The sequence below is a fragment of the Streptomyces sp. NPDC048590 genome, assembly GCF_043199535.1.
Taxonomy (GTDB): Bacteria; Actinomycetota; Actinomycetes; order Streptomycetales; family Streptomycetaceae; genus Streptomyces.
Genome location: NZ_JBICWC010000003.1, coordinates 1 through 12,484 on the forward strand (window position 1 = coordinate 1; position 12,484 = coordinate 12,484).

Annotated in this window: 11 protein-coding genes; 2 read left to right on the forward strand and 9 right to left on the reverse strand. The window is 68.8% G+C overall.

Annotation, left to right across the window (positions count from 1 at the left end):
* Positions 1 to 401 precede the first annotated feature (401 nt).
* The 3 genes from ACGFNN_RS08305 to thyX all read right to left on the reverse strand — a co-directional run bounded on the left by ACGFNN_RS08305 (position 402) and on the right by thyX (position 4,006).
* Positions 402 to 2,087 carry a ribonuclease J gene (locus ACGFNN_RS08305; RefSeq protein WP_362551296.1) on the reverse strand — a complete coding sequence of 562 codons (1,686 nt, stop codon included), beginning with the start codon at positions 2,085 to 2,087 and terminating at the stop codon, positions 402 to 404.
* A 130-nt stretch (positions 2,088 to 2,217) separates the two neighbouring features.
* The gene (dapA, locus tag ACGFNN_RS08310; RefSeq protein ID WP_393554044.1) at positions 2,218 to 3,117 is read right to left on the reverse strand and encodes a 4-hydroxy-tetrahydrodipicolinate synthase; all 900 of its coding nucleotides are present in this window, start codon (positions 3,115 to 3,117) and stop codon (positions 2,218 to 2,220) included.
* A 151-nt stretch (positions 3,118 to 3,268) separates the two neighbouring features.
* Complete coding sequence (thyX, locus tag ACGFNN_RS08315) at positions 3,269 to 4,006, reverse strand: FAD-dependent thymidylate synthase (RefSeq protein WP_393554045.1); 738 nt, start codon at positions 4,004 to 4,006, stop codon at positions 3,269 to 3,271.
* Between the two features lie 174 nt (positions 4,007 to 4,180).
* Between thyX and ACGFNN_RS08320 the strand changes: the two genes are divergently transcribed.
* Together ACGFNN_RS08320 and ACGFNN_RS08325 are read left to right on the forward strand one after the other, a co-directional pair.
* Complete coding sequence (locus ACGFNN_RS08320) at positions 4,181 to 4,420, forward strand: hypothetical protein (RefSeq protein WP_362551305.1); 240 nt, start codon at positions 4,181 to 4,183, stop codon at positions 4,418 to 4,420.
* A gap of 93 nt (positions 4,421 to 4,513) precedes the next feature.
* Complete coding sequence (locus ACGFNN_RS08325) at positions 4,514 to 5,065, forward strand: hypothetical protein (RefSeq protein ID WP_393554046.1); 552 nt, start codon at positions 4,514 to 4,516, stop codon at positions 5,063 to 5,065.
* A gap of 38 nt (positions 5,066 to 5,103) precedes the next feature.
* On the opposite strand, the gene ACGFNN_RS08330 is transcribed toward ACGFNN_RS08325, so the two are convergent.
* The 6 genes from ACGFNN_RS08330 to eccD all read right to left on the reverse strand — a co-directional run bounded on the left by ACGFNN_RS08330 (position 5,104) and on the right by eccD (position 12,244).
* Complete coding sequence (locus ACGFNN_RS08330; protein ID WP_365095449.1) at positions 5,104 to 5,556, reverse strand: hypothetical protein; 453 nt, start codon at positions 5,554 to 5,556, stop codon at positions 5,104 to 5,106.
* A gap of 12 nt (positions 5,557 to 5,568) precedes the next feature.
* Positions 5,569 to 6,321: a 4-hydroxy-tetrahydrodipicolinate reductase gene (gene dapB, locus ACGFNN_RS08335; RefSeq protein WP_362668842.1), complete on the reverse strand. Its 753-nt coding sequence runs from the start codon at positions 6,319 to 6,321 to the stop codon at positions 5,569 to 5,571.
* 20 nt (positions 6,322 to 6,341) lie between these two features.
* A complete protein-coding gene (locus tag ACGFNN_RS08340; protein ID WP_393554047.1) occupies positions 6,342 to 7,721 on the reverse strand; it encodes a M16 family metallopeptidase in 1,380 nt (459 codons plus the stop codon).
* A complete protein-coding gene (locus ACGFNN_RS08345) occupies positions 7,718 to 9,931 on the reverse strand; it encodes a polyribonucleotide nucleotidyltransferase (protein ID WP_393555079.1) in 2,214 nt (737 codons plus the stop codon). Before ACGFNN_RS08345 ends, ACGFNN_RS08340 begins: the two co-directional genes overlap by 4 nt.
* A 272-nt stretch (positions 9,932 to 10,203) precedes the next feature.
* Positions 10,204 to 10,494: a 30S ribosomal protein S15 gene (gene rpsO / locus ACGFNN_RS08350; protein ID WP_003965855.1), complete on the reverse strand. Its 291-nt coding sequence runs from the start codon at positions 10,492 to 10,494 to the stop codon at positions 10,204 to 10,206.
* Positions 10,495 to 10,735: 241 nt separating this feature from the next.
* Positions 10,736 to 12,244 (reverse strand): type VII secretion integral membrane protein EccD, encoded by a 1,509-nt coding sequence (gene eccD, locus ACGFNN_RS08355; protein WP_393554049.1) that lies wholly within the window; start codon positions 12,242 to 12,244, stop codon positions 10,736 to 10,738.
* Positions 12,245 to 12,484: the final 240 nt, after the last annotated feature.

The following is a 12,484-nucleotide window of genomic DNA, read 5'->3' on the forward strand; positions in this document are numbered from 1 at the left end:
CCCGTTTCACCGGGGCCCTCCGGGCGCTTCCCTTCGTTCTTGCGTTTCCGACTCTATCAGACTCTTTCGTGTCCGATTCCCGGCCGAAGCGGGTTTCGCTTTCCAGTTCTTCGCTTTCGCGTTTCCCTTTCCGGCGGTTCCAACTTTACCAGACTCTTTTTCGTTCCGTTTCCGGTCCGAATTTGATTCCGGTGGCCTGTGGAGTGGCCTTTGCCTTTCGGCTGATCCGACTTTATCAGAGGTTCTGAGTCGAATTTTCCACCTCTTCGAGGGGCTCCCTGCGCACACGTGCGCCGGTCGCTTCCCGGTCTGGTGGAGCCGTAAACGTACTGGAGCGGGGTCCCTCGATGCAAATCGAGGGACCCCGCTCCAGATTGGCGGACCCTTCGGGCTCCGTCGGGTCAGACCTCGACCACGACGGGAAGGATCATCGGGCGCCGGCGGTAGGTGTCCGACACCCACTTGCCGACCGTCCGCCGGACCAGCTGCTGGAGCTGGTGGGGCTCCATGACCCCGTCCTGCGCCGACTTGTTGAGCGCGTCCTCGATCTTCGGCACCACGGCGCCGAAGGCCGCGTCGTCGATGCCCGAGCCGCGGGCCTGGATGTGCGGTCCGCCCACGATCTTGCCGGACGACGTGTCGACCACGATGAAGACCGAGATGATGCCCTCGTCGCCGAGGATCCGGCGGTCCTTGAGGGAGGTCTCGGTGACATCGCCGACCGAGAGGCCGTCGACGTACACATAGCCGGCCTGGACCTTGCCCACGATCTTCGCCTTGCCGTCGACGAGGTCGACGACGACCCCGTCCTCGGCGATGACGATGTGGTCCTTGGGGACGCCGGTCAGCGCGCCGAGCTCGGCGTTGGCGCGCAGGTGACGCCACTCGCCGTGCACCGGCATCAGGTTCTTCGGCTTGCAGATGTTGTAGAAGTACAACAGCTCGCCGGCCGACGCGTGGCCCGAGACGTGGACCTTGGCGTTGCCCTTGTGGACGACGTTCGCGCCCCAGCGGGTCAGACCGTTGATCACGCGGTAGACCGCGTTCTCGTTGCCGGGGATCAGCGACGACGCGAGGATCACCGTGTCGCCCGGGACGATCCTGATCTGGTGGTCGCGGTTGGCCATCCGGGAGAGGGCTGCCATCGGCTCGCCCTGGGACCCCGTGCAGACCAGCACGACCTCGTCGTCCGGGAGGTCGTCGAGGGTCTTGACGTCGACCACAAGGCCCGCGGGAACCCTCAGGTACCCCAGATCACGGGCGATGCCCATGTTCCGGACCATCGAACGCCCGACGAAGGCGACCCTGCGACCGTACTCGTGAGCGGCGTCCAGGATCTGCTGGATGCGGTGGACATGGCTGGCGAAGCTGGCCACGATGATGCGCTTCTGGGCGTTGGCGAACACCGTGCGCAGCACGTTGGAGATGTCCCGCTCGGGCGGAACGAATCCGGGGACCTCGGCGTTCGTGGAGTCCGAGAGAAGAAGGTCGATGCCTTCCTCGCTGAGCCTCGCGAAGGCGTGGAGGTCGGTGAGACGCCCGTCCAGCGGGAGCTGGTCCATCTTGAAGTCACCCGTGGCGACGGCCATGCCCGCGGGAGTGCGGATGGCGACGGCGAGGGCGTCCGGGATGGAGTGGTTGACGGCGATGAACTCGCAGTCGAAGACGCCGATGCGCTCGCGCTGCCCCTCCTCCACCTCGAGGGTGTACGGACGGATGCGGTGCTCCTGGAGCTTCGCCTCGATGAGCGCGAGGGTCAGCTTGGAGCCGATCAGCGGGATGTCCGGCTTCAGGCGGAGCAGGTAGGGGACTCCACCGATGTGGTCCTCGTGGCCGTGCGTGAGGACGATGCCCTCGACGTCGTCCAGGCGGTCCCGGATCGTGGTGAAGTCCGGAAGGATCAGGTCGATGCCGGGCTGCTCCTCCTCGGGGAAGAGCACACCGCAGTCGACGATGAGCAGACGGCCGCCGTACTCGAAGACCGTCATGTTGCGGCCGATCTCGCCGAGACCGCCCAGCGGGGTGACCCGCAGACCGCCCTTGGGCAGCTTCGGCGGCGTACCGAGTTCAGGGTGCGGATGACTCAAAAGACTCTCCTTACCACGCGCGCCACGTACCGCTGAGGGCACGTGGCGCGCATGTCATTCGTGCACTTGCTGTTGTCAGGTGGTGTTTCCGCCGCGAGTGTCCTCGCGTATTCAGTTGTGAAGTCCGTGGTCAGAGCTGTACCCCACCGGCAGCCAGATCGATCTTGAGCTGGGCCGTCTCCTGTTCGGTGAGTTCGACCATCGGGAGGCGCAGCGGGCCGGCGGGCAGGCCCTGCAGGGTGAGTGCGGCCTTCGTGGTGATCACACCCTGTGTGCGGAACATCCCGGTGAAGACGGGGAGCAGCTTCTGGTGGATCTCGGTGGCCTTCTGCACGTCGCCGTCCAGGTGCGCCTCGACGAGCGCGCGGAGCTCCGGGGTGACGACGTGGCCGACGACGGAGACGAAACCGACGGCTCCGACGGAGAGGAGGGGCAGGTTGAGCATGTCGTCGCCGGAGTACCAGGCGAGGCCGGACTGGGCGATGGCCCAGCTGGCGCGGCCCAGATCTCCCTTGGCGTCCTTGTTGGCGACGATCCTCGGGTGCTCGGCGAGGCGCACGAGCGTCTCTGTGTCGATCGGCACACCGCTGCGGCCGGGGATGTCGTACAGCATCACCGGGAGGTCCGTGGAGTCCGCGATGGCGTTGAAGTGGCGGAGGAGGCCCTCCTGCGGGGGCTTGTTGTAGTACGGGGTGACCGCGAGGAGGCCGTGGGCTCCGGTGCGCTCGGCCGTCCGGGCCAGCTCGATGCTGTGCCGCGTGTCGTTGGTGCCGACGCCGGCGACGACGTGGGCCCGGTCTCCTACGGCTTCCAGGACAGCCCGTACGAGCTGGTCTTTCTCCGCGTTGCTGGTGGTCGGGGACTCACCCGTGGTGCCGTTGATGATCAGGCCGTCGTTGCCTGCGTCCACCAGATGGGCGGCGAGCCGCTGGGCGCCGTCGAGGTCGAGTGCGCCGTCCGCCGTGAAGGGCGTGACCATAGCGGTGAGGACCCGCCCGAAGGGGGTCTGCGGAGTGGAGATCGGAGCCATGGGTAACACGCTACTCGTTGCTCGGAGCCTCGCGCCCCCTCGGGGGACGGGGAAGAGGAGCCCGGCACTGCCTGCTCGGGGGTTCAAGCAGTGCCGGGTCCGTTTGATCAGCCTAGATGAACTTCACGAAACGCCGCAATACGGACACCGCCTACGGGGCGACCCGTCCGTTTTTGTTGAAGGCGGCATGAGTGAGCGGCATGAGCTTCTGCCAGTGCTGTTCCATCTGCTCGCCGACCATCTCGATCTCGCGCTGCGGGAACGACGGGACCTTCGCCATCTCGTGCTGGGTGCGCAGTCCGAGGAAGTGCATCAGCGAGCGGGCGTTGCAGGTGGCGTACATCGTGGAGAAGAGGCCGACGGGGAGCACCGCGCGGGCAACTTCGCGGGCGACGCCGGCGGCGAGCATCTCCTGGTAGGCGTCGTACGCCTGGCGGTAGGAGTCCTCCATCGCGCGAGTGGTGAGGGTGTGCTGCTCCGCCGTCCCCTCGACGAACTCGTACTTGCCGGGACGGCCCTGCTGGATGAGCTTGCGGGACTCCCCCGGGACGTAGAAGACGGGCTCCAGCTCCCTGTAGCGGCCCGATTCCTCGTTGTACGACCAGCCCACGCGGTGCCGCATGAACTCGCGGAACACGAAGATGGGGGCGCTGATGAAGAAGGTCATCGAGTTGTGCTCGAAGGGGCTGCCGTGCCGGTCCCGCATCAGGAAGTTGATGAGCCCCTTGGACCGCTCAGGGTCCTTCGTGACCTCTTCCAGGGACTGCTCCCCTGCCGTCGACACGCGCGCGGCGAAGAGCACGTCCGAGTCGGCGGCCGCGGATTTCACCAGGTCAACGGTGACATCGCTGCGGAAGTGGGCTTTTGTGGGCTCGGGGGTGTCGCTCACCGGCGGGGGTCCTTCCAATTGCTTCGCTCGGGCGGCGTCCACTCTACGGGCCGCCGGAAGAGGAGTCCGCCAGCGAAAAAATGGAAGTGGTCGGCGTTTCGGGGCACCGATCCGGGCAGGCGTACGTCTGATTCACTAGCAGCAACCGTTTCGCAGTTCAAGGAGAGCTTCCTCATGTTCCGCCGGCGTGAATCCGTCCCGTTCTCGTTCGTCGCCGAGGCCGACCGATTCCGCAGTAACGTCACTCCGCCTCCCCGCCAGCGCGTCAGCCGCACGCAGCTGGCATCTCGTTCCCTGGTAGGGCTCACTCTGATCGCGGGATTCGCCGGATCGCTGCTCTTCGGTCTGCCCGCCCTCGACACCGACCGGACGCCGTCGCACAGCCAGACGTCCGAGGCCTCCCAGCACCGCTGACTCGTACGGGCCCCCTGGGGTGGTCGGCCAGGGGGCTGCTCGGTAGCCTCACCGGGCACAGCAATCGAGCGTGCTTGTGAGTGAGGATCAGTCGTGCCCCTGCCCTTCCTGACGGCCGACCGCGCATTCGACGCGGACGCAGAGGACATCGCGCTGCCGTTCGACGACCACGACAGCTGGCGGCGGCCCTACCGTCCCGGCCCGTGGCGGGTGGCGGCGGCGGCGACATCGCTGCTGCTGGCGTCCTTCGTGCTGCTCGCCGCGATGATCATCACCCTCGCCGGATCGCTGTCCGGCGCCACTCTCTGTTTCGTGCTGTCCGCGGTGGTGATCGTGAGCGCGCTGCGGCTGCTCCGCGTCGGCGCCTGGGTCAGCCGCCACGGGGTACGCCGGGTGGGGTTCTTCCGTACGACCACCGTGCGGTGGCGGGACGTCGCGGCGGTCCGCACCGTGCAGCAGCCGGTGAAGTGGCTCGGTTTCCCGCGTACGGTCCAGGGACAGGCCCTGGTCGTGGTGGTCAAGGGTGGTGAGCCGCTCGCCCCGCTGGTCACCGACCGCAACGCGGACTTCCTGGCCCGCGCGGAGGCGTTCGAGCGCGCCACGGACTCCGTCGAGGCGTGGGGGGACGAGTACCGCACGGGCTGAAGCTCGTCGCGCACCTCCACAAGCCGGTACGGCGCCGCTCAGGCGCGTACCGGCTTGTTCGCGTGCAGGGCGATGGCGCGCTGCATCGCCTTGCGGGCGCGGGGGGTGTCCCTGGCGTCCTGGTAGGCCACGGCCAGCCGGAACCAGCAGCGCCAGTCGTCGGGGCTGTCCTCGGTCTCCTCACGGCGGCGTGTGAACACGGCGTCGGCGGAGGCCCGGTCGATGCGCCCGGACGGAGTGCGCTCGAGCTCGTCGACGGGCAGGCCGCCCTCCGCGTCCAGCTCGGCGGCCAGCGCGTTGGCCCTGCGGACGAACTGGGTGTTCTTCCAGAGGAACCACACCCCGATGACCGGCAGGATCAGCACGGCCACGCCGAAGGTGACCGTGAGCAGCGTGCCGTGCCGGATGAGCAGGACGCCACGGCTGCCGGCCAGGACGAAGTAGAAGACGAGGACGGCGGCGGTGACGGCGTACGAAAGCTTTGCGCGCATGGGGTGGCCCAGTCAGTTCAGGTCGAGGAAGTGTTCCAGGCCGAAGGTGAGGCCGGGAGTGGTCACCACGCGGCGTGTGCCGAGCAGGATGCCGGGCATGAAGCTGCTGTGGTGCAGCGAGTCGTGGCGCAGGGTGAGCGTCTCGCCCTCGCTTCCCAGCAGGACCTCCTGGTGGGCCAGGAGGCCGCGCAGGCGGACCGAGTGGACCGGGACACCGTCGACGTCCGCGCCGCGGGCGCCCTCCAGGGCGGTGGCGGTGGCGTCGGGCTGCGGAGCAGCACCCGCCTTGTGCCGGGCCGCCGCGATGAGCTGGGCGGTCCGGGTGGCGGTGCCCGAGGGGGCGTCCGCCTTGTTCGGGTGGTGCAGCTCGATGACCTCGACGGACTCGAAGTAGCGGGCCGCCTGCTCCGCGAACCGCATGGTGAGGACGGCGCCGATGGAGAAGTTCGGCGCGATGAGCACTCCGGTCTCCGGGGAGGCCGAGAGCCAGGTGTTCAGCTGCGCGAGCCGTTCGTCGGTCCATCCGGTGGTGCCGACGACGGCATGGATGCCGTGGCGGAGGCAGAAGTCGAGGTTGTCCATCACCGACGACGGGGTGGTCAGCTCGACGACCGCCTGGGCACCGCTCTCCGTCAGTGCCTCGAGGCTGTCGCCGCGGCCGAGCGCGGCCACCAGCTCCATGTCGTCGGCGGCCTCGACGGCCCGTACCGCCTCGGACCCGATGCGTCCCTTGGCTCCGAGAACGGCCACGCGCAGCTTGCTCATGTGCTCTTCCTTAGGGGTGGTTAGGAGACCGCTGACTGGAGGCGGTCAGCCTGCTTGTCCTTCAGCGGGCCGATGACCGAGAGCGAGGGGCGCTGTCCCAGGACGTCGGCCGCCACGGCCCTGACCTCGTCGGGGGTGACCGCCGCGATCTTCGCCAGCATCTCGTCGACAGACATCTGCTCGCCCCAGCAGAGCTCGCTCTTGCCGATGCGGTTCATGAGCGCGCCCGTGTCCTCGAGGCCGAGGACGGTGGAACCGGCGAGCTGGCCGACGGCGCGGGCGATCTCCTCGTCGTCGAGACCGTCCGAGGACACCCGGTCCAGCTCGTCCCTGCAGATCTTGAGGACGTCGTGGACCTGGCTGGGCCTGCAGCCCGCGTAGACGCCGAAGAGGCCGCAGTCGGCGAAGCCCGAGGTGTACGAGTAGACGCTGTACGCGAGGCCGCGCTTCTCCCGGACCTCCTGGAAGAGGCGGGAGCTCATACCGCCGCCGAGCGCGGTGTTCAGGACGCCGAGGGCCCAGCGGCGCTCGTCCGTCCTGGCCAGGCCCGGCATGCCGAGCACGACGTGTGCCTGCTCGGTCTTGCGGTTCAGCACCTCGACACGGCCCGTGGCCCGCAGAGTGCGGGATCCCGCACGCGGCGGTGTGGGCACGGCGTCGGTGCGGCCGAGGGCGCCCGCGCGTTCGAAGGCCTTGCGGACCTGGCGTACGACCGTGGCGTGGTCGACGTTGCCGGCGGCTGCGACGACCAGGTGGGTGGGGTCGTAGTGCTTCTTGTAGAAGCGGGCGATCTGGCCCTGGTTCAGGGCGTTGATCGTGTCCACGGTGCCGAGGACGGGGCGGCCCAGCGGGGTGTCCCCCAGCATGGTGTGCGCGAACAGGTCGTGCACGCAGTCGCCCGGGTCGTCCTCCGTCATGGCGATCTCCTCGAGGATGACGCCGCGCTCGGCGTCGACGTCCTCGGGGGCGATCAGGGAACCGGTCAGCATGTCGCAGACGACATCGATGGCCAGCGGCAGGTCGGTGTCCAGGACCCGCGCGTAGTAGCAGGTGTACTCCTTCGCCGTGAAGGCGTTCATCTCGCCGCCGACCGCGTCGATCGCGGACGAGATGTCGAGGGCGCTGCGCTTGGCCGTGCCCTTGAAGAGGAGGTGTTCGAGGTAGTGCGTGGCGCCGTTCAGGGAGGGCGTCTCGTCACGCGAGCCGACGTTGGCCCAGATCCCGAACGTGGCGGAACGGACGGAGGGCAGGGTCTCGGTGACCACCCGGAGACCGCCGGGGAGAACGGTCCTGCGGACCGTACCGATCCCGTTGCTGCCCTTGAGAAGCGTTTGGGTACGGGCGACGGCCCGCCCCTCCGAGGAGGGGCGGGCCGTCGTCACGGGACTACGGGACGTCACTTGGCGGTGTCGTCCTTCTTCTCGTCCTCTTCACCCTCGATGACGGGGATGAGGGAGAGCTTGCCGCGGGAGTCGATCTCCGCGATCTCGACCTGGACCTTCGCGCCGACGCCGAGCACGTCCTCGACGTTCTCCACGCGCTTGCCACCGGCGAGCTTGCGGATCTGCGAGATGTGCAGCAGACCGTCCTTGCCGGGCATCAGGGAGACGAACGCACCGAAGGTGGTGGTCTTGACGACCGTACCCAGGTAGCGCTCGCCGACCTCCGGCATGGTCGGGTTGGCGATGGCGTTGATCGTGGCGCGGGCGGCCTCGGCCTGCGAGCCCTGCTGGGCACCGATGTAGATGGTGCCGTCGTCCTCGATCGTGATGTCGGCGCCGGTGTCCTCCTGGATCTGGTTGATCATCTTGCCCTTGGGGCCGATGACCTCACCGATCTTGTCCACCGGGATCTTGACGGTGATGATCCGCGGGGCGTTCGGGGACATCTCGTCCGGGACGTCGATGGCCTCGTTCATGACGTCCAGGATGTGCAGACGCGCGTCACGGGCCTGCTTCAGCGCGGCGGCCAGGACCGAGGCGGGGATGCCGTCGAGCTTGGTGTCGAGCTGGAGCGCGGTCACGAACTGCTTCGTACCGGCGACCTTGAAGTCCATGTCGCCGAAGGCGTCCTCCGCACCGAGGATGTCGGTGAGGGCGACGTAGTGGGTCTTGCCGTCGATCTCCTGCGAGATCAGGCCCATGGCGATACCGGCGACGGCGGCCTTGAGGGGCACACCCGCGTTCAGCAGCGACATGGTGGAGGCGCAGACCGAGCCCATGGACGTCGATCCGTTGGAGCCCAGCGCCTCGGAGACCTGGCGGATCGCGTAGGGGAACTCCTCGCGCGAGGGCAGGACCGGCACGATGGCGCGCTCGGCGAGCGCTCCGTGGCCGATCTCGCGGCGCTTGGGCGAGCCCACGCGGCCGGTCTCGCCGACGGAGTACGGCGGGAAGTTGTAGTTGTGCATGTAACGCTTGCGGGTCACCGGGGAGAGGGTGTCCAGCTGCTGCTCCATGCGGAGCATGTTGAGGGTGGTGACGCCCAGGATCTGCGTCTCGCCACGCTCGAAGAGCGCCGAGCCGTGCACGCGCGGGATGGCCTCGACCTCGGCGGCGAGCGTACGGATGTCCGTGACGCCGCGGCCGTCGATGCGGACCTTCTCCTTGATGACGCGCTCGCGGACCAGCTTCTTGGTCAGCGCGCGGTAGGCACCGGAGATCTCCTTCTCGCGGCCCTCGAAGGCCGGGAGGAGCTTCTCGGCCGCGATCTCCTTGATGCGGTCCAGCTCCGCCTCGCGCTCCTGCTTGCCGGCGATGGTGAGTGCCTTGGCGAGCTCGGTGCGGACGGCCTTGGTGAGCGCCTCCAGGACGTCGTCCTGGTAGTCGAGGAAGACCGGGAACTCGCCGGTGGGCTTGGCAGCCTTGGCGGCGAGGTCGGACTGGGCCTTGCAGAGCGCCTTGATGAAGGGCTTCGCGGCCTCGAGACCGGCGGCGACGACCTCCTCGGTCGGGGCCTCGGCGCCGTCCTTGACGAGCTGGATGGTCTTCTCGGTGGCCTCGGCCTCGACCATCATGATCGCGACGTCGCCGTCCTCGAGGACGCGACCGGCGACGACCATGTCGAAGACGGCGTCCTCGAGCTCGGTGTGCGTCGGGAAGGCGACCCACTGGCCCTTGATCAGGGCGACACGGGTGCCGCCGATCGGGCCGGAGAAGGGCAGGCCGGCCAGCTGCGTGGAGCAGGAGGCGGCGTTGATCGCGATCACGTCGTACAGGTGATCGGGGTTGAGCGCCATGACCGTCTCGACGATCTGGATCTCGTTGCGCAGGCCCTTCTTGAAGGAGGGGCGCAGCGGGCGGTCGATCAGGCGGCAGGTGAGGATCGCGTCCTCGGAGGGGCGGCCCTCCCGGCGGAAGAAGGAGCCGGGGATCTTGCCTGCGGCGTACTGCCGCTCCTCGACGTCCACCGTGAGCGGGAAGAAGTCGAGCTGGTCCTTGGGCCGCTTGGAAGCGGTGGTGGCCGACAGCACCATGGTGTCGTCGTCCAGGTACGCGACGGCGGAGCCTGCGGCCTGCTTGGCCAGGCGGCCCGTCTCGAAGCGGATGGTGCGGGTGCCGAAGGTGCCGTTGTCGATCACGGCTTCGGCGTAGTGGGTCTCGTTCTCCACTAGTGATTTCTCCATACTCGTCGTCTTTCGTCCCCGCGCCCGTGTGGCGGGGGACGGTGCGGAGAAGCGCACCGTGTGTGCGGGCCGGTCTTCGATCGAAGCTCCCGGGCGTTGTCCCGGGGGCCACTACCGAGGACCGGCGGCGGCCGTGGGGCGCCTCTCCTCGTTCTGTTGTCGTACGTCCAGGTTACTGAGCCGGACCCGGTTCACGCACGTACAGCAAAAGGGAGCGGCCCCCTGGAACCGGGGTACCGCTCCCTCTCACAGCGTCCTTACTTGGCGCCGCCGGCCGCACCACGGCGGATGCCGAGGCGGTCGACGAGCGCACGGAAGCGCTGGATGTCCTTCTTGGCCAGGTACTGCAGGAGGCGGCGACGCTGGCCGACCAGGATCAGCAGACCACGGCGGGAGTGGTGGTCGTGCTTGTGCGTCTTGAGGTGCTCCGTCAGGTCCGAGATCCGGCGGGAGAGCATGGCGACCTGGACCTCGGGGGATCCGGTGTCACCCTCCTTCTGGGCGAACTCGGACATGATCTGCTTCTTCGTAGCGGCGTCGAGCGGCACGCGTACTCCTCTTGATGTTCGATGCGCCCACGAGTGCCCCTGGTCTTGTTCTCAGGGGAGCTTCCGTGACTCGGAGGCGAAGGTCCGATGAGCGCAGCCCCCAGGGTGATCCCGGAGGCGCGTACACAAACGGCCGTCACACAGCGTACCAGCCGCCGTGGGCCCACCCGTCGCCCGCCGCCGCCCCGAAGAGGAGAGCCCTCCGGGCTCAATGCCACCCGTCGCCCGCCGCCGCCCCGGATCAGCTGGTGAGCGCGCGGATCGAGTGGTAGACGTCGAAGACGGCGAGGCACAGCGGCAGCAGGGTCAGGAGGACGAAGGCCTCGGCCACCTCCAGGAAGCGCCCCCAGAAGGGGGTGACACCCTTGCGCGGCACGATCAGCCCTATGGCGGTGATCAGCGCGGCGACGGCCGCGACCGCCGCGGTGAGCCAGATCGTACGGATGTCGAGCCCGGTGCCGTCGCCCTTGAAGGCGGCCTGGATCAGGTCGGCCGGCGGGTTGAGGGACAGCCCGAGGCCGAGGAGCACGAGGGCGGCGAGACCGGCACCGAGGGCGCAGCCGACCTGGGCGGTGTAGCGGAACAGGTGCGCGCGCATCAGCATGGCTACGCCGGTGGCGAGGGCGAGCAGCTGGCCCCAGACGCTGTCGGAGAAGCCGAGGACCGCCGCGGCTCCCACGGCCACCAGGGCGCAGCCGCCGACGAGGCCGAGGAGCAGTTCGTGGCCGCGGCGGGCCTGGGCGGCGATACGGGCGGCGTCGACCGGCCCCTGCGGGGCGGGGTCGGAGGTCCCGTAGTCACCGACGGTGGTGCGGGGCGGCTCGAAGCCGATCGGGAGACGGGCGAAGCGGGTGGAGAGTCCCGGCAGGAAGGCGAGGAGCCCCACGGACAGGGGTGCGCAGACGGCGGCGGTCTCGGACGGCTCCATGCCGGTCATGATCGCGACGAAGGTCACCAGTACGCCGATGACGGAGGCGAAGACGAACGCGACGAACGTGCCGTCGCCCTCGGGGGCCGCGATCATGAGGATCACGGAGGCCACCAGCACGGCGGCGCAGGCCAGCAGGAACTGCAGCTTCCCGATGCCCTGGCCGTCGCTGAGCGGAAGCAGCCCCGTACCGGCGACCGCCGCGCTGGTGAGCGCGCCGATCCCGAGCGCGATGGACGAGCCCCGGTCGGCGTAGACGCGGGCGCGTACGCAGGCCAGAGCGAGCAGGAGCACCGCGGTGACGGCGGCGAGTATCCCCGGCAGGCCGTGCATGTCGTGCCTGATGTCGGAGGTCCACAGCACGAAGCCGAGCAGGACCAGCAGCACCGACCCGCCGAAGAGTCCGGCGGAGCGCATGAGGCCGTCGCCCCAGAGGGTGCGGTCCTTGGAGACGGCGCTGGCGACGGCGTCGGACACGTCGTCGAAGACCGCGGGGGGCAGGGACTCGGAGAAGGGCCGCAGGGAGAGCAGTTCCCCGTCGAGGATGCGCTGTCCCGCGAGCGTGCGCCCGCTGTCGAGGACGGTGCCGTCGCGGCGCACCAGGTGGTAGCCGACCGGTGCGTCCTGGGCGGGGCTCTGCCCGGAGAGCCGGAGGATCTCGGGGTAGAGGTCGGCGACGGCGATGTCCTCGGGGAGCGCCACGTCGACACGGCTGTCGGGCGCGACGACCGTGACCCGGCAGAAGCCCGTCGTGTTGCCGACGGGAAGTCCGGGACCCGGCCGACCGGTTCCGGTGGCCGCCGTCTGGGCCGTCGTTGTCACGTGCTGCTCCCCCTCGTGGTTCTCTTCTGGATCTCCCGGAACGCACCCCTGGACCACGGGTCGCGACTGCGTCCCGAATGACCCGTTTTTTTGCGGTAGTTAGCGGATGCGTACACGCGTCGCGACACCCTACCGCCCTCGGGTCCCCGGAGGCGCCAGTAGGATCCTCCCGCGGACGGAGCCCGTCGCCACGGGGGCGCCGATAGGAACAGTTCCGTCCGGCAAGGGAATTGGTGAGCT